Source organism: Caproicibacterium sp. XB2, assembly GCF_044880635.1.
GTDB classification, from domain to species: domain Bacteria; phylum Bacillota; class Clostridia; order Oscillospirales; family Acutalibacteraceae; genus Caproicibacterium; species Caproicibacterium lactatifermentans.
In genome coordinates this window covers 1,786,775-1,810,748 of record NZ_CP173227.1, presented here as the reverse complement: position 1 = coordinate 1,810,748, position 23,974 = coordinate 1,786,775, and the positions used below count along the sequence as shown (strand labels likewise).

Annotated in this window: 25 protein-coding genes and 1 riboswitch; of the genes, 14 read left to right on the top strand and 11 right to left on the bottom strand. The window is 51.2% G+C overall.

Features of this window, described 5'->3' with window-relative positions:
- Positions 1–12 precede the first annotated feature (12 nt).
- The 8 genes from trpD (at position 13) to pflB (ending at position 8,904) form a co-directional block, all read left to right on the top strand.
- Positions 13–1,029, top strand: a complete 1,017-nt coding sequence (gene trpD, locus ACIHKT_RS09040) for an anthranilate phosphoribosyltransferase (RefSeq protein ID WP_174193383.1) — start codon at positions 13–15, stop codon at positions 1,027–1,029.
- Positions 1,026–1,829: an indole-3-glycerol phosphate synthase TrpC gene (gene trpC, locus ACIHKT_RS09035; RefSeq protein ID WP_174193381.1), complete on the top strand. Its 804-nt coding sequence runs from the start codon at positions 1,026–1,028 to the stop codon at positions 1,827–1,829. The genes trpD and trpC overlap by 4 nt, the downstream gene beginning before the upstream one ends.
- Positions 1,816–2,409, top strand: coding sequence for a phosphoribosylanthranilate isomerase (locus tag ACIHKT_RS09030; RefSeq protein ID WP_404352382.1), 594 nt, complete (start codon positions 1,816–1,818; stop codon positions 2,407–2,409). The genes trpC and ACIHKT_RS09030 overlap by 14 nt, the downstream gene beginning before the upstream one ends.
- Entirely contained in the window at positions 2,402–3,586 is a 1,185-nt protein-coding gene (gene trpB / locus ACIHKT_RS09025) for a tryptophan synthase subunit beta (protein ID WP_174193377.1), read from the top strand. The genes ACIHKT_RS09030 and trpB overlap by 8 nt, the downstream gene beginning before the upstream one ends.
- A complete protein-coding gene (trpA, locus tag ACIHKT_RS09020) occupies positions 3,583–4,359 on the top strand; it encodes a tryptophan synthase subunit alpha (RefSeq protein WP_404352379.1) in 777 nt (258 codons plus the stop codon). The genes trpB and trpA overlap by 4 nt, the downstream gene beginning before the upstream one ends.
- Before the next feature lie 142 nt (positions 4,360–4,501).
- Positions 4,502–5,671 (top strand): aminotransferase class I/II-fold pyridoxal phosphate-dependent enzyme, encoded by a 1,170-nt coding sequence (locus ACIHKT_RS09015; protein WP_404352377.1) that lies wholly within the window; start codon positions 4,502–4,504, stop codon positions 5,669–5,671.
- 64 nt (positions 5,672–5,735) lie between these two features.
- Positions 5,736–5,814, top strand: a riboswitch (ZMP/ZTP riboswitch).
- Positions 5,815–5,870: 56 nt separating this feature from the next.
- Positions 5,871–6,584, top strand: coding sequence for a pyruvate formate-lyase-activating protein (gene pflA / locus ACIHKT_RS09010; RefSeq protein ID WP_404352375.1), 714 nt, complete (start codon positions 5,871–5,873; stop codon positions 6,582–6,584).
- An 88-nt stretch (positions 6,585–6,672) separates the two neighbouring features.
- A complete protein-coding gene (pflB, locus tag ACIHKT_RS09005) occupies positions 6,673–8,904 on the top strand; it encodes a formate C-acetyltransferase (protein WP_404352373.1) in 2,232 nt (743 codons plus the stop codon).
- A gap of 158 nt (positions 8,905–9,062) precedes the next feature.
- Here pflB and ACIHKT_RS09000 read toward each other — a convergent pair whose 3' ends face one another.
- From ACIHKT_RS09000 to ACIHKT_RS08960, 9 genes are all read right to left on the bottom strand, one after another.
- Positions 9,063–9,614 carry a P27 family phage terminase small subunit gene (locus ACIHKT_RS09000; protein ID WP_086035035.1) on the bottom strand — a complete coding sequence of 184 codons (552 nt, stop codon included), beginning with the start codon at positions 9,612–9,614 and terminating at the stop codon, positions 9,063–9,065.
- Positions 9,615–9,750: 136 nt separating this feature from the next.
- Positions 9,751–10,104 (bottom strand): HNH endonuclease, encoded by a 354-nt coding sequence (locus ACIHKT_RS08995; protein ID WP_086035034.1) that lies wholly within the window; start codon positions 10,102–10,104, stop codon positions 9,751–9,753.
- A 167-nt stretch (positions 10,105–10,271) separates the two neighbouring features.
- Positions 10,272–10,700, bottom strand: coding sequence for a sigma factor-like helix-turn-helix DNA-binding protein (locus ACIHKT_RS08990; protein WP_086035033.1), 429 nt, complete (start codon positions 10,698–10,700; stop codon positions 10,272–10,274).
- Complete coding sequence (locus ACIHKT_RS08985) at positions 10,697–10,921, bottom strand: hypothetical protein (RefSeq protein WP_086035032.1); 225 nt, start codon at positions 10,919–10,921, stop codon at positions 10,697–10,699. Before ACIHKT_RS08985 ends, ACIHKT_RS08990 begins: the two co-directional genes overlap by 4 nt.
- Positions 10,921–12,279, bottom strand: a complete 1,359-nt coding sequence (locus tag ACIHKT_RS08980) for an SNF2-related protein (RefSeq protein WP_404352370.1) — start codon at positions 12,277–12,279, stop codon at positions 10,921–10,923. Before ACIHKT_RS08980 ends, ACIHKT_RS08985 begins: the two co-directional genes overlap by 1 nt.
- A complete protein-coding gene (locus tag ACIHKT_RS08975) occupies positions 12,260–12,541 on the bottom strand; it encodes a VRR-NUC domain-containing protein (protein WP_086035030.1) in 282 nt (93 codons plus the stop codon). The genes ACIHKT_RS08980 and ACIHKT_RS08975 overlap by 20 nt, the downstream gene beginning before the upstream one ends.
- A gap of 133 nt (positions 12,542–12,674) precedes the next feature.
- The gene (locus tag ACIHKT_RS08970) at positions 12,675–14,966 is read right to left on the bottom strand and encodes a phage/plasmid primase, P4 family (protein ID WP_086035029.1); all 2,292 of its coding nucleotides are present in this window, start codon (positions 14,964–14,966) and stop codon (positions 12,675–12,677) included.
- Positions 14,967–14,970: 4 nt separating this feature from the next.
- Positions 14,971–15,729 carry a hypothetical protein gene (locus tag ACIHKT_RS08965; RefSeq protein ID WP_086035028.1) on the bottom strand — a complete coding sequence of 253 codons (759 nt, stop codon included), beginning with the start codon at positions 15,727–15,729 and terminating at the stop codon, positions 14,971–14,973.
- Positions 15,726–16,076 carry a DUF4406 domain-containing protein gene (locus tag ACIHKT_RS08960; protein ID WP_086035027.1) on the bottom strand — a complete coding sequence of 117 codons (351 nt, stop codon included), beginning with the start codon at positions 16,074–16,076 and terminating at the stop codon, positions 15,726–15,728. Before ACIHKT_RS08960 ends, ACIHKT_RS08965 begins: the two co-directional genes overlap by 4 nt.
- Before the next feature lie 234 nt (positions 16,077–16,310).
- Between ACIHKT_RS08960 and ACIHKT_RS08955 the strand changes: the two genes are divergently transcribed.
- From ACIHKT_RS08955 to ACIHKT_RS08930, 6 genes are all read left to right on the top strand, one after another.
- On the top strand, positions 16,311–16,475 hold the full coding sequence (locus ACIHKT_RS08955; RefSeq protein WP_157658882.1) for a hypothetical protein: 165 nt from the start codon (positions 16,311–16,313) through the stop codon (positions 16,473–16,475).
- The gene (locus ACIHKT_RS08950; RefSeq protein WP_157658881.1) at positions 16,441–16,803 is read left to right on the top strand and encodes a hypothetical protein; all 363 of its coding nucleotides are present in this window, start codon (positions 16,441–16,443) and stop codon (positions 16,801–16,803) included. The genes ACIHKT_RS08955 and ACIHKT_RS08950 overlap by 35 nt, the downstream gene beginning before the upstream one ends.
- Positions 16,800–17,915, top strand: coding sequence for a DUF2800 domain-containing protein (locus tag ACIHKT_RS08945; RefSeq protein ID WP_086035025.1), 1,116 nt, complete (start codon positions 16,800–16,802; stop codon positions 17,913–17,915). Before ACIHKT_RS08950 ends, ACIHKT_RS08945 begins: the two co-directional genes overlap by 4 nt.
- Before the next feature lie 13 nt (positions 17,916–17,928).
- Entirely contained in the window at positions 17,929–18,492 is a 564-nt protein-coding gene (locus ACIHKT_RS08940; protein WP_086036644.1) for a DUF2815 family protein, read from the top strand.
- A 13-nt stretch (positions 18,493–18,505) separates the two neighbouring features.
- Positions 18,506–18,682 (top strand): hypothetical protein, encoded by a 177-nt coding sequence (locus tag ACIHKT_RS08935; RefSeq protein WP_177345017.1) that lies wholly within the window; start codon positions 18,506–18,508, stop codon positions 18,680–18,682.
- Between the two features lie 67 nt (positions 18,683–18,749).
- Positions 18,750–20,738: a DNA polymerase gene (locus ACIHKT_RS08930; protein ID WP_086036643.1), complete on the top strand. Its 1,989-nt coding sequence runs from the start codon at positions 18,750–18,752 to the stop codon at positions 20,736–20,738.
- Positions 20,739–20,780: 42 nt separating this feature from the next.
- On the opposite strand, the gene ACIHKT_RS08925 is transcribed toward ACIHKT_RS08930, so the two are convergent.
- Both ACIHKT_RS08925 and brxL read right to left on the bottom strand, forming a co-directional pair.
- Positions 20,781–21,830, bottom strand: a complete 1,050-nt coding sequence (locus tag ACIHKT_RS08925) for an ATP-binding protein (protein ID WP_086036642.1) — start codon at positions 21,828–21,830, stop codon at positions 20,781–20,783.
- A 14-nt stretch (positions 21,831–21,844) separates the two neighbouring features.
- A complete protein-coding gene (gene brxL / locus ACIHKT_RS08920; RefSeq protein ID WP_086036641.1) occupies positions 21,845–23,965 on the bottom strand; it encodes a protease Lon-related BREX system protein BrxL in 2,121 nt (706 codons plus the stop codon).
- Positions 23,966–23,974: the final 9 nt, after the last annotated feature.

Sequence of the window (23,974 nt, the reverse complement as noted above, 5' to 3'; positions counted from 1 at the left end):
GAGGCTGCCGAAATGATTAAAGAAGCGATTGCACAGCTTGTTGAAAAAAAAGATCTTGACTACAAAACCGCCAATGAAGTCATGAACGAAATTATGAGCGGAAAAACAACACAGGCACAAATGGGGGCCTATCTGACTGCTCTGCGCATAAAAGGGGAGACGATTGAGGAGATTACCGCTTCTGCCGCGGGGATGCGTGCCCACTGCGTCAAATTGCTGCATGATATGGATGTGTTGGAAATTGTGGGAACCGGCGGTGACAACGCCAATTCTTTCAACATTTCGACTACATCCGCAATTGTGGCATCGGCGGCCGGTGTACCGGTAGCAAAACACGGCAATCGTGCCGCTTCCAGTAAATGCGGTGCTGCGGATGTGCTGGAAGCACTGGGCGTCAATATTACCCTGCCGCCGGAAAAAAGCACGGAATTGCTCAAAAAGATTAATTTGTGTTTCCTGTTTGCGCAGAATTATCATATTGCCATGAAATATGTTGCACCCGTCCGGAAAGAACTTGGAATCCGCACCGTGTTTAACATTCTCGGCCCACTTTCCAATCCGGCAGGCGCCAATATGGAGCTGATGGGTGTTTATGAGGAAGCGCTGGTGGAACCGCTGGCACGTGTGCTGACAAACCTCGGGGTTAAAAGCGGCATGGTCGTGTATGGGCAGGATCGGTTGGATGAAATTTCACTTTCTGCTCCCACTACCGTTTGTGAGCTGCAGGGGGGTCAGTATTGCTCCTATGTGATTCAGCCGGAAGATTTTGGCTTGACGCGCTGTCAGAAAGAAGACCTGGTCGGTGGTACACCGGAGCAGAATGCTGCTATTACCCGTGCAGTTCTGTCTGGTGAAAAAGGGCCAAAGCGAGATGCTGTGCTGCTGAATACCGCTGCTGCGCTGAAAATTGCGGGAAAAGTTTCCAGTATTGGCGGAGGTGTGCAGCTTGCTGCACAGACAATCGACAGCGGAGCGGCAAAAGCACAGTTGGAACAGTTTATCCGGCTTTCTAACGGAGAAAACGTATGATTTTGGATGATCTTGCCGCCGCCGCAAGAGAACGGGTGGCACAGCGGAAAACAAAGAAATCGTATGAATCTTTATTGGCAGAAGCGGAAGCGCTGCCGGCGGACCGGACATTCCCATTTGAGCGTGCACTGAAACAGCCGGGACTTTCTTTTATCTGTGAAGTGAAAAAAGCTTCCCCCAGCAAAGGGCTGATTATGCCGGATTTTCCGTATCTGCAGATTGCAAAAGATTATGAGGAAGCGGGTGCGGCTGCCATTTCTGTGCTGACAGAACCAAAGTGGTTTCTGGGAAGCGACCGGTATCTGCAGGAAATTGCACAAACGGTACAAATTCCTGTACTGCGCAAGGATTTTACGGTGGACCCGTACATGATCTGCGAAGCAAAGCTGCTGGGCGCATCGGCTGTGCTGCTGATTTGTGCCATCCTAACAGACCGGGAACTGCGGGACTATCGGGAGTTGGCACAGCGACTGGGCCTTTCCGCTTTAGTAGAAGCCCATACGGAAGAAGAAGTGCAGCGGGCACTGGCATCTGGTGCAAGGATTGTCGGTGTCAACAATCGGAATTTGAAAAATTTTACCATTGACCTTTCTGCAGGAGAACGGCTGCGCAGGCTGGTGCCGTCGGATGTGGCTTTTGTTTCAGAAAGCGGCGTGAAAGGGTCAAAAGAAATTGCCGACGTTTGCCGGATGCAGGCGGATGCTGTCTTAGTTGGGGAAGCGCTCATGCGTGCCCCGAACCGGAAACAGCGTCTGCGGGAACTGCGTGGGAAGGGGGGAGCCGAATGTGACGAAAATTAAAGTATGCGGTCTGACACGGATGCAGGATATTCAAACTGTGAATGAGGCAGAACCGGATTACGTTGGGTTTGTATTTGCAGAAAGCCGCCGGAGAGTAACACCGCAGCAGGCGGCAGAACTCCGTGCCGCGCTTGCACCGGAAATTCTGCCGGTTGGTGTCTTTGTCAATTCTGCAGTGGCAGAAATTCTGGCACTGCTGCAAAGCGGCACAATCACCATTGCCCAGCTGCATGGGCAGGAACCGGCAGAAAGTGTTCGGCAGATTCAGCAGGCCGGATTTCCGGTGATTCAGGCATTCCGTGTACAAAGCACGGCGGATATTGCCCGTGCGGAAGCCAGCCCGGCGGATTTTTTGCTGCTGGACAGCGGCGGCGGAACCGGAACGGCATTTGACTGGAGTTTGGTACCGCCGATTGACCGCCCGTGGTTTCTTGCAGGCGGGTTGACACCGGAAAATGTACAGGAAGCGGTGCGGAAGCTGCATCCTTGGGGGATGGATGTTTCCAGCGGTGTCGAAACTGACGGAAAGAAAGACAGAAATAAGATCTTTACGATAATCAGGAGGATACGAAATGGCTAAAGGAAGATATGGCGAATTCGGCGGGCAGTATGTTCCGGAAACGCTGATGCATGAGCTGCACCGGCTGGAAGACGCCTACGAATATTATAAAAAAGACCCGCAGTTCAGGAAAGAACTGCATGACCTTTTCTGTAATTATGCAAACCGTCCGTCCCTGCTTTATTATGCAGAGAAAATGACAAAAGACCTCGGCGGTGCGAAAATTTACCTTAAGCGCGAGGATCTGAACCATACGGGCTCCCATAAAATCAATAACGTGCTTGGGCAGACACTGCTTGCAAAAAAAATGGGAAAAACACGCATTATTGCAGAGACTGGCGCGGGCCAGCACGGCGTTGCGGCTGCAACCGGAGCGGCATTGCTTGACATGGAATGCGAAGTCTTTATGGGCGTGAAAGATACCGAACGGCAGGCGCTGAATGTTTACCGCATGGAGCTGCTGGGTGCAAAGGTACATCCGGTCACGACAGGAACAGGCACACTGAAGGATGCGGTTAATGAAGCCATGCGGAACTGGACCACCCGTGTGGACGACACCGCCTATGTAATAGGTTCGGTTATGGGACCGCACCCTTATCCCATGATGGTGCGCGACTTTCAAAGTATCATCAGCAAAGAAGCAAGGGAACAGATTCTGAAGACAGAGGGCAAGCTGCCGGATGCGGTGCTTGCCTGTGTCGGCGGCGGAAGCAATGCGATGGGGATGTTTTACAATTTTATACCTGATAAAGAAGTTAAACTCATTGGCTGCGAAGCGGCCGGACGCGGTGTGAATACCGCGCAGACGGCAGCAACGATTGCCACCGGAAAATACGGCGTTTTTCATGGCATGAAGTCCTATTTCTGCCAGAACAAATATGGCCAGATTGCGCCGGTCTATTCGATTTCCGCCGGCTTGGATTATCCGGGAATCGGGCCGGAACATGCCTATCTTTACGAAACCGGCCGTGCGCAGTATGTGCCCATCACCGATGATGAAGCAGTGGACGCCTTTGAGTACCTTGCCCGTACAGAAGGAATTATCTGTGCAATTGAGAGTGCACATGCAGTGGCCTATGCGAGAAAACTGGCCCCAACCATGCGGAAAGACCAAAGCATGATTATCTGCCTTTCCGGACGGGGCGATAAAGACGTGGCGGCAATGGCACGTTACAGGGGGAGGAACGTTACAGAATGAACAGAATAGGAAAGGCATTTGAACATGGGAAAGCATTTATTGGGTTCCTCACAGCGGGGGATCCTTCCCTGGAAAAAACAGAAGAGTTTGCGCTGGAAATGGCCCGGGCCGGCTGTGACCTGATTGAAATCGGCATCCCGTTTTCCGACCCGATTGCAGAGGGACCGGTCATTCAGGAGGCAGATCTGCGCTCGCTTTCCGCCGGCACCACAACTGACGGGGTTTTTAGGATGGCTGCGGATCTGCGCCGTAAAACAGACGTTCCGCTGGTATTTATGACTTACTATAATCCGGTTTTCAGCTATGGCAACGAGAAATTTTTTGCCAACTGTCGGGAAAGCGGTATTGACGGTATTATTGTGCCGGATCTGCCCTTTGAAGAGAAAGGCGAAATTACAGAAGTTGCTGCAAAAAACGGCATTCAGGTCATTTCTATGATTGCGCCGACTTCTCAGGAACGCATCCGCATGATTGCCAAAGAATCGGAAGGGTTTCTGTATGTGGTGTCCTCTCTCGGTGTAACAGGTGTGCGGACAAAAATTGAGACAGACCTTAGTGCAATTCTGAAAATTGTGCGGGAAAGTACCGATACTCCTGCGGCGGTCGGTTTTGGTATCAGTACGCCGGAACAGGCGGAAAAAATCGGCAGGACTGCAGACGGCGTCATTGTGGGCAGCGCCATTGTGAAGCTGATTGCCAAATATGGGACGGATGCCGGAAAGTACGTTTATGATTATGTCAAGTCCATGAAAGATGCCCTGAAACGTATTTAGGCCTGTAAAAAGCCGCATTCCTTGGAGTGCGGCTTTTTTTACACAACTTTCCGGAATAAGTTGACGAATTCCTACGTGCAGCGTACAATTTAACAAAGAATTCAAAAATGATACTTTGGAGCGCAGAATAGGAGTCGTTAACATGCAGTTTGCAAAGAGAATGGAACAGTTCCGGGAAGGCATATTTTCGGAATTGCTGACACTAAAAAAGGAAAAAGAAGAGCAGGGCACCACCGTTATTGACTTGAGTGTGGGAACGCCGAATATTCCGCCGGAAAACCGGATTCGACATGCGCTGGCTGCAGCGGCAGAGGACCCAAAGCAGTATATTTATGCCATCAACGACACGGCAAAACTGCAGCAGGCGGTTGCCCAGTGGTATCAGCGCCGGTATGGTGTTCAGTTAAATCCGGAAACGCAGATCAAATCTCTGCTGGGGTCTCAGGAAGGCTTGACACACATTGCCCTTTCAATTGTCGACCCAGGTGATACTGTGCTGGTTCCAGACCCCTGCTATCCGGCTTTCAGCTGCGGACCGATGCTTGCCGGTGCGCGTCTTTGCTGGATGCCAATGAAAAAAGAGAATCATTATCTCATCGACTTTGATGCTATTCCAGAAGAAGAGGCAAAAGCCGCCAAACTCATGATTGTTTCTTATCCGAACAATCCTACCACGGCGGTCGCACCGGATTGGTTTTATGAAAAACTGATTGCCTTTGCCCAAAAGTATGACATTATTGTGCTGCATGACAATGCATACAGCGAGCTGGTTTTTGACGGTAAAACCTGCGGCAGCTTCCTGCGTTTCCCGGGTGCTATGGATGTCGGTGTGGAGTTCAATTCTTTGAGCAAAACCTACGGTATGGCCGGTGCGCGGGTCGGCTTTTGTGTAGGAAATCAACAGGTTGTTTCCATGCTTAAAAAGCTGAAATCCAATTTGGATTACGGCATGTTCCTGCCGATTCAGAGGGCCGCTGTGGAAGCAATTACAGGGGAACAATCTTGTGTGCAGCGGACCTGTGCGGCCTATGAGAAACGCCGGGATTTTTTGTGGGAACAGTTTGAAAAGCTCGGCTGGCATTTTGAAAAACCGGCTGCCACAATGTTTGTCTGGGCACCGATTCCCGAAAAATATGGAATGGACGATAAACGCTTTACACTGGACCTGATTCAGCAGGCTGGCGTTCTAGTCACGCCCGGCAGAGCATTTGGGCCAAGTGGGAAGGGCCATGTCCGAATGGCACTGGTGCAGGAGAAGGCAGCTTTGCAGGAAGCTGCAGAACGGATGAGCAAGACCAATATTTTCAACTGAATTACAGGAAACGGTTGAAAACTTTTGCTTGATAAGTTCCCTTTTATCCGTTATTCTAAGCCTATAGCAGCCATACAACTGACGGAAGTGGAGAATACCACATGAAGTATGGTGAAGAAATGCCGACCGTCTGGGCGAAAACCCGGATGGTGCGGCATTTTTTTGTACGTACCTCCGGAACAGAAAAGGAGGCAATAATTTGGTATTCGGAAAAATTCATTCGGTAGAAACCATGGGAATGGTGGATGGGCCCGGCATCCGGGTGGTCGTTTTTCTGCAGGGGTGTGCCCTGCGGTGCCTGTTTTGTCACAATCCGGACACATGGGAAACGAACAGCCCGTCTGCAGAGGAAGTTTCCCCGAAAGATCTGGTCAAAAAGATTGTGCGGTATAAGCCATACTTTGCAAATGACGGCGGCGTCACGTTTTCCGGTGGGGAGCCGCTGCTGCAGCCGGAATTTCTGTTGGAAACACTGAGGCGCTGCCGGGAAGCGGGCATCCATACCTGTCTGGACACGGCCGGATGCGGAAAAGGCAGCTATGAGAAAATCCTGCAGTACACCGATCTGATTCTGTATGATGTGAAGCAGATTACCGAGGAAAATTACCGAAAAATGACCGGACGCGGTTGGGAAGAAACCAAAAGATTTCTGCAGGCCGTGCAGAAAGCCGGTACGCCGGTCTGGGTGCGGCAGGTTGTGGTGCCGGGTTTGACAGACGGGGAAGCTTATATGGAAGCGCTGCAGACATTTATCCGCACCTATGTGCCGAATGTGCAGAAAGTGGAACTTCTGCCGTATCATCTGCTGGGTGTGCATAAGTATGAAGTGATGGGGCTCCCTTACCGGCTGAAGGGGGTGCCGGCAATGGATACGAAAAAGACACGGATGTGGCAGGAAAAATATTTTTCATAAAAGAGTTTTGCCTCACGATTCTTTTCCTTCTCAAACAACAGGAATACTAAATGAAAAGCTGAAATAAAACCCAATTTGGAGGTATACAATGACAAGTGCATGGAACGGATTTACAGAAGGACGCTGGCAGAGAGAAATTGATGTACGCAGCTTTATTCAGAAAAATTATACGCTTTATGAGGGCGATGAGAGTTTTCTGGCCGGACCAAGCGAAAAAACAATGAAAGTTTGGAATAAATGCAAAGATCTGCTGCCGCAGGAACTGAAAAAAGGCGGTGTACTGGATGTGGAGACACACCGCATTTCCGGTATTAACAATTTTGAGCCGGGCTATATCGACCGTGAAAATGAAGTGATTGTCGGGCTGCAGACCGATGCACCGCTCAAGCGTATGGTGAACCTTTACGGCGGCATGCGCATGGCAAAACAAAGTCTGGAACAGTATGGCTATCAGCTGGATCCGGAAATTGACCGGCATTTCAGCGCATACCGCAAAACACACAATCAGGGCGTTTTTGACGCTTATCCGAAACGTGTGCGCACGGCACGGCACGTAGGCCTGCTCACCGGCCTGCCGGACGCTTACGGCCGCGGACGGATTATCGGTGATTATCGGCGGATTGCCCTTTATGGGACAGATTATTTAATTGAACAGAAGAAAAAAGACTTTGGTGAACTGGATGGCCCGATGGATGAAGAGCGCATCCGTTTGAGCGAAGAGGTCAGCGAGCAGATTCGTGCCCTGAAAGAGATTGCAGAGATGGCTGCTTCCTATGAGGTGGACATTACCAAACCGGCAGAAACCGCACAGGAAGCTGTGCAGGCGGTCTATATGGGTTATCTTGCTGGTGTCAAGGAAAACAACGGTGCCGCAACCAGTCTGGGACGCACCTCCACTTTTCTGGATATCTATATTCAGCGCGATTTGGAAAACGGGACGCTGACCGAACAGGGCGCACAGGAGCTCATCGATCAGTTTATTATTAAACTGCGGCTGGTGCGCCACCTGCGCACGCCGGAATACGATGAGTTGTTCGGCGGCGATCCGACATGGGTTACGGAATCCATTGGCGGCGTCGGGGTCAACGGCCGTCCCATGGTTACGAAAAACTCTTTCCGGTACCTGCATACCCTGATCAATCTGGGCACTGCGCCGGAACCGAACTTGACGGTACTGTGGAGCGAACATTTGCCGGAGGCATTCAAACGTTACTGTGCTAAAATCTCCATCGCAACGGATTCGATCCAATATGAAAATGATGATATTATGCGGCCGATTTACGGTGACGATTATGCAATTGCCTGCTGCGTTTCCGCCATGAAGGTCGGGAAGCAGATGCAGTTCTTCGGTGCGCGGTGCAATCTGGCAAAAAGCCTGCTGCTGGCTATAAACGGCGGCGTAGATGAACGCATGGGTATGCAGGTGGTTCCGGGTATTGAACCGATGACAGATGAAGTGCTGGATTATGAAAAAGTCTGGGACAATTACCGGAAAGTGATGCAATATGTCGCACAACTGTATACGGATGCCAACAATATTATCCATTATATGCATGATAAGTATGCCTATGAAGCAAGCCAGATGGCCCTGCATGATACTCGTGTGGAGCGCCTGATGGCCTTTGGGATAGCCGGACTTTCCGCTGCTGCCGATTCGCTTTCTGCCATTCGATATGCAAAAGTGTATCCGGTCCGCAATGAAAAAGGGATAGCGGTTGATTTCCGGACGGAAGGAAAATTCCCGCAGTATGGCAATGATGATGACCGTGCGGATGATCTTGCTGTCGATATTGTGGAGTACTTTATCAGTGAACTGAAGAAACATCCGCTTTACCGCGGAGCAAAGCATACGCTTTCTGCGCTGACGATTACAAGCAATGTCATGTATGGGAAAAAGACCGGCACTACACCGGACGGCCGCAAGAAAGGGCAGCCGCTGGCACCCGGTGCAAATCCGATGCACGGACGTGACCACTCTGGTGCGCTGGCTTCCCTCAACAGTGTGGCAAAAATCCCTTACCGGGATGTCTGCCAAGATGGTATTTCCAATACCTTTTCCATTGTTCCGGCAGCGCTCGGTCCGGATGCAGACCAACGGGTCACCAACTTGGTTTCTCTGCTGAACGGCTATTTCAGTCAGGGAGCACATCATCTGAATGTCAATGTGATGAACCGTGAAACGTTAGTAGACGCTATGGACCATCCGGAGAAATACCCGACGCTGACGATTCGGGTTTCCGGCTATGCGGTCAACTTTATCCGGCTGTCCCGCGAACAGCAGGAAGAGGTCGTTGCCCGCACATTCCATGAGAGTATCTGACTAAAAGAGACAGGTGATTCGAAATGGATCCGATGGATCCGGAAATTACAGAACTTTTGCCGGAGGTAGTGGGAATCAGGCAGCACCTTCACATGTATCCGGAAGTGAGCGGAAAAGAGTATCAAACGGCACACTATCTTCAGTCTTTGCGTGTTCATTTACATTCCCTTTCTCGCTCTCAGCAGGCGTTCCATCACGTCGTCCTGCGGATTCGTGCCGCCGTACTCTGCGGAGCAGTTTTCTTTCACGATCTGGAAGATCTCGTCCCACAGGCGGTTTGCCTGATTCATGTAGTTGATTCCGATGTTGATGAACGGCGACGGGATAGGCTTCCCGGTTGTCGGATGCTTGGAGAGGTATCCGAGCTTGGTCGTCATTTCTTCGCACTGAATCCATCTCGCCGAGCACATCGCGTAGCGCTCCAGCAGCTGAGGCGACACGGCCTTGGCTACGCCGAGCTTGTCAAGCCATTCCCAGGTCTCGCGGTAGATGTCGGCGGCCTCCAGAGTGGAGCCGTCATGCTGCCGGGCCGATAAGAACTCGTGCGGCTCCGGCATGTCCTCGCCCTCGGTGTCCGGGATGTCGAGCACCTCGAGCTTTCGTCCGCCCGGATTCCCGTTCTCGTACTTCTCCTTGACGGCGGTTTTCTTCCGGCCAGCGCCGGGACGTCTGCCGCCGCGACCGCCAGTGTTATTCGATTTTGTGGGCATTTCGTCACCGCCTTTCTCTCATGTACGCGCGTAATAGATAAGGAGCCGGGTTATTACCCGTTTGATTTCGCTTTTTTCGCACAGAAGACCCCGCGCCGTTTTCCGCAGCGCCGCCTCGTAGAGATTTTGACCGCCCCTACCGGTCGCCGCGTTTCTTGTGGATTTTCTCGTGGCAGGAGCGGCACAGGCTCATGAGGTTCGACTCATCGTTCGTGCCGCCTTCCGACAAGGGAACGATGTGGTGGACTTCCTCGACCGCAACGTAGCGGCCTTGCTTCAAGCACATCTCGCAGAGCGGATGCTTGTGGACGTAGCGTGTGCGGATGCGCTGCCAAGAGCGTCCGTATCGTTTGCCGGTCGAGTAGCCGCGCGTGAACTTCTCGTAGTGCTTCTCCATCAAAGCCTTGTGCTTCGGGCAGTACTGTTCACCGTCCTCGCACAGGTTCGGGCAGCCCTGGTAGCGGCAGGGCCGCTTCGGTTTCATTGGCATAGCTTGCCGCCTCCCTTCGGGCATTAGAAAAGCCCTGCGGGCGTGGTGCTCGCAAGGCTTGTGTTCAGCCGTCCATGCGGCTGTTCTTTATTCTGTTTCGCTGATTATATACTAACATAAATGCAGAGTGGGCATGTTAGGACAAAGCAGGACATTTCGGGCGCATTTCATATAATGATTGGATTTTCCGGCACTCGCACATGCTGCAGAGCGTTGCCGTGCCATCTGCGGATTGTCCTCGCGTCAGCGTTCAGCTCGCATCCTATCTGCTCCCACGTCATGTTATGAATGTAACGGTACTTCAGAACCATCCGCTCATCCATGTCCTCGACAGTTCCAATAACATCACGGATCTGTTCCTTCAGTGAAGACAGCATTTCGAGTTCCTTGGATATCTTATTCTCAAGCTCCCACAGCTTTTCCAGTGACTTCATGAATGGCGCATCCGTATTGCGAGTTCCCTGAACACGCTCACGGTCATAACGAATAGATGAAACACTGCCCGCCATCTCGCGCAGATACTTTGCTTCTTCAATGTCGGAGGCGATTCTCTGGTCAAGCCTGTAGGACTGCCGTAAATATTCCTTCGCGTTCATTTATTCTTCACCTCCTCACGAAGACGGTCGATAAGGTAGTCGCCGTCGACCGATGTTAAGCACTGATACCACTGCGAATGGAAGAACCGCTCAAGAGCCAGCGCGTCCTGCATTGCTGACTTGCTGCGCGGATTTTTCTTGAGTTTCCGGAGTGCCGCCAAATAATCTCTCGAGGCAGATTTGATAATAGCTATGGCCAGGTTCTCATACGGATCTCCCATCACACCACCGCCTTTACGGCATCGATCAGTGCGGACTGGGTATCGTTCTTTTCAGAAAGAGCTTTTAATATCTGCCCGTCAATCGTGCCTTTTGTAACGATGTGCTGAATCACCACCGTATCCGCCTGCTGCCCCTGCCGCCAGAGTCTTGCGTTTGTCTGCTGATAAAGCTCCAACGACCATGTCAGTCCGAACCATACAATCGTGCTGCCGCCGTCCTGAAGATTCAGGCCATGACCGGCGCTTGCCGGATGGATCAGACCGACTGGTATTTCCTTTCGGTTCCACCTGCGAATGCTGTCGTCAGAATCAAGCTTTTCAAACGGGATCTTTCGCTCATGCAGCCGTTCCGCGATTCTCTCGAAATCATGCCGGAACCAGTACGCCACCAGCAGCGGTTTGCCGTTTGCCGCTTCGATAATGTCCTCCAGTACGTCGAGCTTCCTGTCATGGATGCGGGTAATCTTTCCGTCATCGGAATAGACCGCACCATTTGCCATCTGGCAGAGCTTCCCGGAAAGCGATGCGGCGTTTGCGGCTGTAATCTCTTCACCGTCCAGCTGCAGCACCAGTTCCTTCTTCATCTTTTCGTATCTCGCCGTTTCGGCATCCGACATCACGGCTTCTGCCTGCGTGATTATCTTCTTCGGCATCTTCAGATGATCGGTACATTTCATGGAAATCGTGATGTCGGATATTTTCCGGTAAATCTCGTCCTCCGCTCGGGGAAGAAGCGCATAGGAATAAACAATCGGACCATTCATCCTGTCCGGCGTAAAGTAGGTGTCACGGTACTGCCCGATAAATCTGCCCAGCCGTTTTCCCATGTCGAGAACCTTGAACTCGGCGAATAAATCCATAAGACCGTTACTGCTCGGCGTGCCTGTCAGCCCGACGATTCGTTTTACCTTTGGCCTTGCCTTCATCAGCGACCTGAACCGCTTCGCTTTGTGGTTCTTGAAGGATGAAAGCTCATCAATCACGACCATATCCCAGCTCCACGGCACTCCGCTCTCGTCAATCAGCCATGAAACATTCTCACGGTTAATGATCGTAATATCCGCTTCTGCTTTCAGCGCCGCCATCCTCTCAGCAGGCGTCCCGACCGCGACGGAATAGGTCAGTCCTTTCAGATGATCCCACTTTTCGATTTCCGCAGGCCATGTGTTCTTCGCAACCCGAAGCGGCGCGATTATAAGCACCTTCTGCACCTCGAACAGCTCATACATCAGTTCATAAATAGCCGTCAGCGTGATTACGCTCTTGCCCATGCCCATGTCAAGCAGAATGGCGGAGATGGGATTCTTCACGATAAAATCGGCGGCATATTTCTGATAATCATGTGGAGAGTATTTCATCAATAACACCTCCGATCTGCTCTGTGCTGTCGATAACGTAAACCCGATACCCAAGCCGCCGAAGCAGCTCATGCCTTGAAACCTGCAGCGGTCTCGGCTTCTTGCCCGGCGCTTTTATCTCGGCAAAGGCCATCCTCCCATCAGGGAAAAGAACCAGCCTGTCCGGCATTCCGTCAAATCCGGGCGAGACGAACTTCGGCGCGATGCCGCCGCAGCTTTTCACCTCGGATACAAATTTTGCTTCTATGTATTTTTCCCTCACTGCAAACCTCCGTCATAAATCTGAGGGTGACGGTCGGTGAGGGTCTTCCCTTAAAACCCCTATATAGATAATTATTTTTTATCCCTTATAGGACTTTTATATAGAGAGGTACACCGACTGTCACCCTTAGCCATTATTCAAGAAAATCCTGTGCTTCCTTCAGCTTCAGGCCGTAGACAAAATGTCCTTTTTTCGTCTTCCTGCGCTGGAATCCGGCCTTCTCCAGATTGCCATAGAAGTCAGAAGTGCTTCTGGTAAACTCTCCCGTCTGCATGCAGACGCTGCGGTACTGCTGATACAGATCACCTGACTTCTCTGTGTATGACGGATCAACATCGCAGTGCTCCTCAATGAACTTTCCCAGCCAGTCATTGTCCTCGCGGTACTTCTCAACAGCGTCACGGACGGCCTTCGGCTCCGGAATTTTGAACCCCTTCCTGATTGCGATGCCCGCGCCCTCGATGATCCATTTCATGATGGCAGGCCCGGCGTTCTCAAAAAGGTAATCAGAGTAGTTCTTGATATCGCTCTTGCCGCTGATCTTGGCGTTAAACGGAATGACAATCAGCCTTCTCCACGTACCGTCGTCATTGGCGGACACCTTCGGCAGATAGTTGGTATACAGGACAAGCGTGTGCGAAGGATCAAAATGAAACGGGTCCTTGTACTTCTTTTCTGCTTCGATGGGATCAATGCTGCAGAGCTGCTTTACCATGCCGGTGTTGAGCCGCTGGCCCTCTTCAAGCTCCGATGCAATAATCAGACGCTTGCCTTTGAGTTCTGCCATTTCCGGTTTCACATTCCGCTTGCAGTTCATGGTCAGAGCCTCTGCTGATATTTTCCCAGAGTAATTTCCGAGAACTCTCGCGATGGTGTTCCAGAAGGTAGACTTGCCGTTCGCACCGCCGCCATAGGCGATGATCATCTGTTCTGCATAGACTCGTCCGACTGCTGCCATTCCGACAATCTGCTGCACATAGCTGATAAGCTCCTGATCCTTGCAGAAGAACAAGTCAAGATTCTCCAGCCAAAGCTTCATGCCCTTGTCACCCGGAGAGCAGGCAGTAATCTTCGTAATAAGATCATCCGGATCGTGCGGGTGGCTGCCGTTCAGGCCCTTGGTCAGGTCGTAGGTGGCATCCGGCGTGTTGAGAAGCTCCGGATCATAATCAAGCTCCGACACGTCCAGCGCGAGCATTGGCTTTGCCGCATTCTGAGCGTTTACGATGTAGCGGTAATTGCGGTATTTCATGACGAACTTCTTATAGGTATCCGCGCCGATCAGTGCGTACAGCAGGCTCAGCTTTTTCTCCGGCACCTGGTTCATGAGCTTCTTGCTCCTCGCCTTTACATCCGCTTCCGGGATTCCGATGGCGATAAGGTTCTCCTCCGCAATGCGGATAGCTTCCTCTGCATCCGTCAGCTGGTCATCCATGAAATTCTCGACAATGCCGAGTGACTTCTGCTTGTCCTCGTACCAGCGGTCGCCACCGAAAGCGATAAAGTCTGTGGCACTTGTGAACCGCAGCTTGTCTTCGCAATGTGACGCGATGACCTTGGCTTCGCCGATATCAGAATAGTCGTCTGGCTTCAGGAAGCTGCTGCCAAAAGAATCCTCATATTCATCAGGCGGCACATATCCTTCGCTGGTCTCGATCTTGCTTTTGAAGAATTTCAGTGCACTTCGCCAGATGGTGCGGAGTTCCTTGTCCGGCAGTGGCGGATCGCATTTCGCCGCGCGTTCCAGAAATGCTTCATGCGCCTTATCTGTATCGCCGAACCGCTTCAGGACGCGGCTTGCAAAGTGAGACATCGTATTGTTGCGGCTGCCCTCCGGGATAGAGCCTCCGGTGTACATTGGCGGAGCGATTGACGAGGTATCATCGTCAAAATCCGAAACCTCCAGAATTTCATCGATCTGACAGGTGCCTTCGTTCCAGATAACATCCTCCGGCCTTACATCGGAGCCGAAAAAGAAACGAGCTGCATTGAGCGCCTTTCTGTCCAGGAACGGATACTTGTTCTGGATAGCCGTTTTAACGCTGTTATACGTTTCAGCGTCGGTGTACTTTCTCACCGGGAACAGAATATGGAGTCTCGGCCTTGGAGACTTCCTGCCTTTCCATTTCATGTTGTTGCGGCTCGGCAAAATCACATGGTCTACATCTTTCAATTCCTCATGCAGCTTCTCCGCCGTCATCCATTCATCCGGATTCTCGGAATGGTCATTATCGCAGTCCTGCGGAATGCAAAATGACTCTTCAAAGTTCTCGACCAGCCGGTAATCATTCTTGTATTTGGCAAACACCTGATCAAACCTTGCCGCTTCGGCAATACCTACGGCATCTGTTATGACCTGCTTATGCGGATAAATGCAGTTATTCGCGTCCTCCCGGACATCTGCGGTGTATAAAATCACTTCCATATAGTTAATCCTCCCTGAACAGGACGTACTCCCGTCCCTGATATTCTTCTTTCAGCTTTCCTTTGATATATGGCTTCACATATGAAATGCGGCCATCTCTGTAATGGCGGTAATGACCTCGAACGCCCCATGCCGGACAATGCCACTCGGTAAAATTTCTGTGGCTGACCTGAACCTTAGAAATATCGCCTTTGAAGTGTGAGACACGGACCTTTCCCGGTTTCGTGAACGGGGCGGCAAGCGGCAGATTACTTTTGATGCCTTTTCTGTATTCCTTTCGCTCATTCAGCTCTATCGGTCTAAAGTGAAGCAGATACTGAATCGCAAAGAACGAAAGATAAACGCAGTCTTCATGCTCAGAGAGCTCTTTATCTCCGTGTGCCGCAAGATACTCCGGCATGACTGCTCTTGCGCCTTCCACCATGCCGCTGGCTCCAACCCATTCATAGGTTTCCATGAAAAACAACGCTCTTCTGCCGAGCGTCGTGAAGCAGATGCCTGCAAAGGCACGGGAAGAATAAACCTTTCTTCCGTTCAGCGCGGGTTCAGGAACCTTCTCCGGATCGATGCATTCCTCAAAAATCAGCTCACAATGGCCCTTGTCATCTCTGCACTCCAGCAAGAATTTCTCCAACGCCGGATTATCGAGAAGCCTCTGCCGCTCAGAATCCTTGAGCTGCAATCCCAGGTCTGCCAAAGATTGAAGTTGCGATTCTGTAACAGCAATCCAGTTTGTGCGGATTTTCTCGCCGCTTTCTGTCATGCCTGCACCTCCTCGCACTCTTCTGTGAAATAACGGATTGTCATCCGGCGCAGCTTGGCTCTGTCGATTTCCGTTTTCATGCCGGAGGATACCCGGCTGCCGAACACCCACAGCTCATCGCACTTCCCGAGGAAGATCAGATCCATAAAGAGCGCGAGCTCGCGTTCGCTGTCCTCCTTCATGTACTGCGGCAGCATCAGGTGCGGCGTGAGCGGGATTGTTCCCCTGTCTACTGCGAAGCGGCTGTACCTTCTCGCATCCTGAGTGTTCTTATCTGTATCGCCGGAATACGGCGAGCAAACATAAACGAGCGGACGGTACTGCTTCTTCTGATTTGTGTTAGCCATCGTCACTAACTCCTTTCGTGTATTTGTGAAGGGCTTTTCCATCCCTCCCGATGGCTATGTAGCCAAACCGGTCATTTTTCCGGTCGTGGTGGAGAAAAATTTCAGAACACGCAAAAAGACCTGCATCGCTTCCTATGAATTAAGGAAGAAATGCAGGTCTTAAAAATTTTTTTGGATTTGACCGGAAAATCCGGGCATTTGGCTACATAGCCGGTGAAAGGAGGACAGACAGCCATGCAGGAAACAAAAGAAATGAAATCACCGGCCGAAAAGCGTGAGCTGATCGATACGCTGATCGCCATCAGCGTTGTGTCAAGACGGCTGGCGAGAAAACTCGAAATGCAGATGTTAAAGGAGGACAAGCATGGGCAAAATGAGCGAGCTGTCGATGACGCTTGACGCGCTGATCGACGCAGGACAGAAGTTAACAGAATGCGGTGAAGAGCTGATTAAGACAGCAAATGAAATCAGAGCTGCCTTCTCAGAAACCGCACCAGTACCAGAACAGGCCGCTCCGGCACAGGCAGAAGCTGCCGCCACGCCGGAGAAAGAGCCTGAGAAAACCTATACCAAAGAGGAAGTGAGAAAGCTCCTTGCGGAGAAGTCAGTGGCAGGCTTCCGGGAACAGGCAAAAGCTCTGGTGAAGAAATACGGCGGAGGAAGTCTGACAGACGTTGATCCGGCAAAGTACCCCGACCTCGTAAAAGAAGCGGAGGCGCTGAAATGAGCAAGCATGCACTTCTCTCCGCGTCATCGTGCCACCGATGGCTACAGTGTCCGCCGAGCGCCAAGAGATGCGCCAGCGTTCCTGACCAGTCAAGCGAGTACGCAAGACAGGGAACCGCCGCGCATGAGCTCTGCCAGTACAAGGTTGAACACACTCTCGGGAGAAATGTCAGAGATCCGACTGAAGATCTTGATTATTCCGATGAGGAGATGGACAGGTGCTCCGACCAGTACTGCTCCTTCGTAATGGAGCAGGTTGAGGAAGCAAAGAAGCACTGCAGCGACCCGGCGGTATTTGTTGAGCAGCGACTGGATTTCTCTCGCTGGGTGCCGGAAGGCTTCGGAACCGGCGACTGTGTAATCGTCGCGGATGACCTGCTGCAGATTATCGATTATAAACATGGACTTGGCGTCATTGTGAATGCCGAGATGAATCCGCAGATGATGTGCTACGCGCTCGGAGCGGTTGAGATGTTTGACGGCATCTACGATATCGAAACCATCCGCATGACAATCTTCCAGCCGAGGCGGGACAATATCAGCACCTTCGAGATTTCCAAAGCAGATCTTCTCAAATGGGCAGACGAGATTCTCGCTCCCGCTGCAAAGCTTGCCTACAAGGGTGAGGGCGAATACAAGGCTGGCGACCACTGCCAGTTCTGCGCCGTAAAGGCTACCTGCCGGAAACGAGCAGAGTACAATCTGGAGCTCGCGAAGTACGACTTTCAAATGCCGCCAGACCTGTCAGATGAGGAGATTGACATGGTGCTTCTCAAGGCGGACGAGCTCGTATCCTGGGCGAACGACATCAAGGAATATGCCTTGCGGCAGGCGCTCTCCGGCACGGAATACCCTGACTTCAAAGTGGTCGCGGGACGCTCCGTCACGAAGTACACCGATGAGAACGCCGTAGCGGAGGCGGTATCGGAGCTTGGCTACGAACCATATGAGCGCAAGATTCTCGGCATCACGGCAATGAGATCGCTTCTTGGAAAGAAGCAGTTTGACGAGGTTCTCGGCGGACTTACATACAAGCCGCCGGGGAAACCGACCCTGGTACCAAAGTCGGACAAGCGTCCGGCGTTAGATACAGCAAAAACAGATTTTGAATAAGGAGGACAATATTATGTCAAAGTTTATAAATCCTACGAAGGTTATCACCGGTCCCGACACCCGCTGGAGTTACGCGAACGTCTGGGACGCGAAGAGCATCAACGGCGGAACGCCGAAGTTTTCCGTGAGCCTGATCATTCCGAAGAAGGACACCGTCACGGTGAACAAGATCAAGGCCGCGATCCAGGCGGCGTATGAGGAAGGTGAGAGCAAGCTGAAGGGCAATTCCAAGAGCGTGCCTCCGCTTGCGGCCATCAAGACGCCTATGCGTGACGGTGACGTGGAACGCCCGGACGATCCGGCTTATGCGAACAGCTATTTCATCAATGCCAACAGCACCACTGCTCCCGGCATTGTTGACGCTGACCGCCAGCCCATCCTTGAGAGAAGTGAAGTCTACTCTGGCGTGTACGGACGTGCGTCCATCAGCATGTATTCCTTCAATACAAATGGCAACAAGGGAATCGCCTGCGGTCTGAACAATCTCCAGAAGATCCGTGACGGTGAGCCGCTTGGCAGCAGAAGCCGCGCCGAAGACGACTTTGCGGCGGATGAGGATGATGATTTTCTAAGCTAAAGGAGGGCACACCATGACGACATTACAGACAGCGTTTCTTGTCATTCTTCTCGCAATCTGGCTTGTCATCAGCGTGGTGTTCCTGATCACGGTCGTCCAGAATCTCCTGAACGACCGCAAGGAGGAACGCCGCAAAGAGGAAGCCGACAAACGTGACAGGGAGTACCATGAGAAGCGCATGAAAAACTGAATCGGACAATTGGAACGGCGGGCGGCGGAGGTTTCTCTGCCGCCTTTGCCGACTTTGGAGGAAATGTATGCATGAGTTAGATATAGATCTGGAGACTTTCAGCAGCAACGATCTGTCGAAATGCGGCGTGTACAAGTACGCCGAAGCGGACGACTTCGAGATACTGCTGTTCGGCTATTCCGTTGACGGCGGCGAGGTGAAGGTTATCGACCTTGCGTCCGGCGAGACAATTCCGGATGAGATCATAAACGCTCTGACGGACGACAATGTAATAAAGTGGGCACACAACAGTCAGTTCGAGAGAATCTGCCTGTCCCGGTACCTGCGTGACCGTGGTATCAGCCTTGATCCGTTTTATGACAATCATCCGCTCTCAACGAAACACGCCCATTATCTGAACCCGGAAAGCTGGCGCTGTTCCATGATCTGGGGAGCATATCTGGGGCTCCCGCTGTCGCTCGATAAGATCGGCTCTGTACTGAAACTGGAGCAGCGGAAAATGTCGGAAGGGAAAGCCATGATCAAATATTTCTGTGTCCCGTGCAAGCCGACAAAAACAAATAGTGAGCGAACGAGAAATCTGCCGTCTGATGATTCCGAGAAGTGGGAAGTCTTCAAGGCTTACAATAAGCGCGATGTAGAGGTTGAGATACAGATAAAAGCTCGGCTGCAGGGATTCCCCGTGCCGGACTTCGTGTGGGATGAGTATCATATTGATCAGGAAATAAACGACCGTGGCATTCTGGTTGACATGCCGCTTGTCAAGAATGCAATTGCAATGGACGACCGCTCAAAGGAGGAGCTATCGTATAAAATGAAGGAGCTGACGCACCTTGACAATCCGGGGAGCGTCCAGCAGATGAAACAGTGGCTTGCCGAAAACGGGATGGAAATGGAGAGCCTTGGCAAGAAGGAAGTGGCCGCTGCCATCAAGACTGCGTCGCCGGAGCTTGCGGATATCCTTGCTCTCCGCCAGCAGCTTGCGAAATCCTCAGTCAAGAAATACCAGGCAATGAAAACGGCCGCCTGCGAGGACGGCCGGGCTCACGGGATGTTTCAGTTTTACGGAGCCAACCGCAGTGGCAGATGGGCTGGGCGCATCATTCAATTGCAAAACCTGCCCCAGAATCACATGGATGATCTGGAACAGGCGCGGGAGCTTGTAAAGGAAGGCGACTACGAGATGGTGTCAATGCTGTACGGCGACGTGCCGGACACGCTCTCACAGCTAATACGCACTGCTTTTATTCCCAAACCGGGATATAAATTTATTGTCAGCGACTTCTCAGCCATAGAGGCAAGGGTGCTGTCATATCTCGCAAAAGAAAAATGGCGCATGGATGTGTTCAGCAAGAATGGTGATATATACTGTGCTTCAGCATCCGCCATGTTCGGCGTCCCGGTCGAGAAGCACGGCGTGAACGGTCACCTCCGGCAGAAGGGCAAAATTGCGGAACTGGCTCTCGGCTACGGTGGCTCGGTCGGCGCACTCAAAGCGATGGGCGCATTGGAGATGGGACTCACCGAAGACGAGCTTTATCCGCTGGTATCCTCGTGGCGCACAGCCAATCCGAACATCGTCAGCTTCTGGTGGGATGTCGACCGCTGTGTGACCGAAACTGTCAGGAAACATATCCGCACGGAGACACACGGCATCGTCTTTTCCTATAAGTCAGGCATGATGTTCATCACGCTGCCGTCCGGTAGGCGGCTTGCCTATGTGAAGCCGAGGATGGGACTCAACCGCTTCGGTTCGGAATCCGTCACCTATGAGGGCGTCGGGCAGAATAAGAAATGGGAACGCATCGAAAGCTACGGTCCGAAATTCGTGGAAAACATCGTGCAGGCGATCAGCCGCGATATTCTCGCCTACGCTATGAAAACGCTCCGTTGCTGTGACATTGTCGGTCATGTCCACGATGAGCTTATCATTGAGTGCGATCCGAGGGTTTCGCTCGAAGTTGTCTGCGAGCAGATGGGCAGGACGCCGCCGTGGGTGCCGGGGCTCAAGCTGAACGCGGATGGGTATGTGTGCCGGTTTTATATGAAAATTTGAAAAGAGGCAGCGGGTGATTCATTTGCCTGCTGCCTCTTATACTTAGTCGATGTTTAATTCAGTCATTAGCCCCTTTGATGGAGTAGAAGCTTTTATAAATGCATTTCTTATCGTTCTTGCCTCATTTTCTCCTTGAGAAGCTATACGATTTATTATTTCTTGAGCACTGGATATCCTCTTCGAAGGAACCCGCATTCTAATAGCTGTACCTTTATATGCTGTCTCGCCTTCACTAACGCCGTGATTATCAATTAAAATATAATTTCCGTAACTGATGATGCAGAAACTCCCGTTCAAGTGCCTGCATATCTCACTAACCATATACAATCCAAACCCGGAATTCGCCCATTCGTCATTACTACGCTGCTTTGCGGATGGCCGGAATGCTTCGGAAATACCCGCTTTCAACGCCCATTTTAGCGATAGTACATTGTCCGTTATATAGCTCCTATGTGCCGGGTTTTGAATGATACTGTTGTATATTCCTATGCCTTCATCTGCGATTGCTATTTCTGCTAATTCATATGATGGCCAATACTGTCCACAAACCCACACAGTATCAGTTTTTGCATGTTCGGGGGTATTCCTGATTATTTCCCGAATCAGGTATGTCAACAATTTATGCAGTTCAGGGTTCCCTCTATCTACTATTCTTGCCAGCCTTCCTGATTCTTTTTCTATAATGTCGCCAAGTGCCAAATAGTTTCCTTGTTGAAATTCTTCTTGCTGAAGTTCGTTAATCACAATCGGCGTGATAGGAATGTAATTTGAACTTCCAGTTGCTTCGCCAGGCATTTTGCCTATTCCTAACGATTTGGATATGTATTTGAAAAACCCCATTGTGCCGGCATATCCTTTTCCTGCTGAATCAGTACCAGAAATATAAAAAGGAATATCGGGGTAACGGTGACGATAGTTCTTCATCGCAGAACCCATTATCAACATGGGAAGAGGATCAAAGTTGCTCATGTGTGAAAAATCAAAGGTGACCTCAGTTTCATCTTCTACTGAAGTTTCTACTGAAGTCTCATCCAATTGTTTTACAAATTTAAGAGCCCCTACAAGCTCCATATTAGGCACATAATATTTCAATAAACATTGTCCTCCTATTCCACTCCCAACGCCTTGAACACCGCGTCCTCGGCGCTTTGATAAAAGATGATCTGAAAGCTTCCCATCAGCTCTGGGGGAACGGTTCCCATGTCTGCGGCTGACGTAATCGGAAGTAGGATTTTCTTTGCGCCGCTGTCGAGGCAGACCTGCAGCGCATTCGCGAGCTCGTCTACTTTGATCATCGATCCGGCAATACTAATTTCTCCAAGAACGGCCAGCGAACTCTGCGTAGGACGGTTCAGCGCAATCGAGCAGATGGATATCACTGTTGGAAGCGCCAGCTTGTCTGTCATGCCGATTCCCTGCAGATCCTGATAATTGATGTTATAGTCCTTCGAAGTCATGCTGATGGAACCGCTGATTCTCTTGGCGTTTGCCTTCAGGAAATTGAACGCTGTGTTCGTTGCTTCCTTCGCGCCGCGATCACTTCCAAGGCCGGTGCAGACAAGTTTTCCAGTTCCCGGCAGCATCTGAGATTCCAGCCGGAAGACACCGAGCATTCCCGTCTTGCCGCGGGATACCGTGTAAACTTGTCCGGGATTACAGATACCCTCCGGAATCAGCTTCCCACCGCCCTGCTCCGGGACGGAGACATATTTCTCTTCAAATGTCTCGTTATCGATATAGCTGAAATTCACATCATAAAATTCCATTCCACCGAGCTTCTTGAGCTGCTCTTTCACACGGCGGCGCATTTCAAGAGAAATCTGCAGAACTTCCTCGACGTCTTCTTTTGTGAATTCTCCGTTCGGATATAGCAGCTTCAGGTAGCCGTCAACCATTCTGCGGACAGCAATTACGTCGCGCTGATTCAGGTTCTTTCCGAGATGAAAATAATGATCCAGCGCATCGCCGAGCTGCTCCTTCCGCATCTCGCGAATCCATCCGGCCAGATAATCCGTAATGAATCCATAGTCATCCGTAAAATGCTCCGGTCGGAACTTTGGCACTTCCCAGCCCGGCAGATAGCAGTGAATGCGGTCAAGGAATGCGGTATCGGTTCCCATCTCCGGCGGGAAAGGATCAAACAGGCTCGATGTCTTCAGAAGTACATCCACGCTCTGATTGATGTTGCCGACAAAAACCATTGACGCGGAAGCGGCCTTTTCTTCCTTGCCACGGGCAAAGGAACCGGATGCCATGTAATCCTTCATGATCTGGATGCCGTCATTATCCTTGAATTTGATTCCCGCGACTTCATCAAAGGCTACACAGTCCCATAAGCCGACAAGTCCGATGGTCTTCCGGCCCATGTTGTAGAAGAGATTCGCGACAGTCGTCTGCCCGCCGGAAACAAGAATGCTATTCGGCGATACTTCCTTATACAGATAGGATTTACCTGTTGAACGTGGTCCTAATTCGCAGAGATTGAAATTGTTCTCTACAAGCGGAATCATCCGGGTGAGAAGCAGCCACTTCTCCCTGTACGTCAGCTCATCCGGCTCCATCCCGATGGAGCGCATCAGAATATCAAGCCATTCATCCTTCGTGAATTCTTTCCGGCCTTCCTTGAGACCGTCCATATCTACGCTTGGCAGCTGGATCGGAGTCAGTTTCCGTATGCTAATTGGTGTCAGGTCCTTCTGCTTTTTCCGCTTTGACTGAATTCTTTCGCCGGACGTAGAAATAATATCCGGCACAGCATCCTCGCCGGAATCATACTCCAGCTGCACAATGCACCAGATACCGCCACAGAGCAGGCGGTCATACTTTTCCGGATAATCCTCACTGATCGGAATTCCAGCAAGGCCCAGGTTTGAGAAGCTTGCTTCATACTCGTCATAGCGTAGATTCAGATTCACCGTCACCATATCAATGATGGTATGACTTCCGCGCTGACGGAGCTTGGAGAGGACTTTCTGCGCTTCATCCGGACGAACAAAATTGTCCGCCAGAATCCGCTTTACATTTTCTATGCCCTGTTCGATGACCTCTTCATCGTCTGAGCTGCAGTACTGTCCAAGCAAAAACTCAAGGACATAAACCGGTACGTTTGCACCTTCCTTGATCTTCTTGGTCAGATCTTTTCGCACGATCTTTCCGTCAAAGTTCTGACGAAGCTTTTCTTTTATGATTTCACGGGAACTCTTTTCCCCGGTAGAAATATCATCCATTCGTATCAC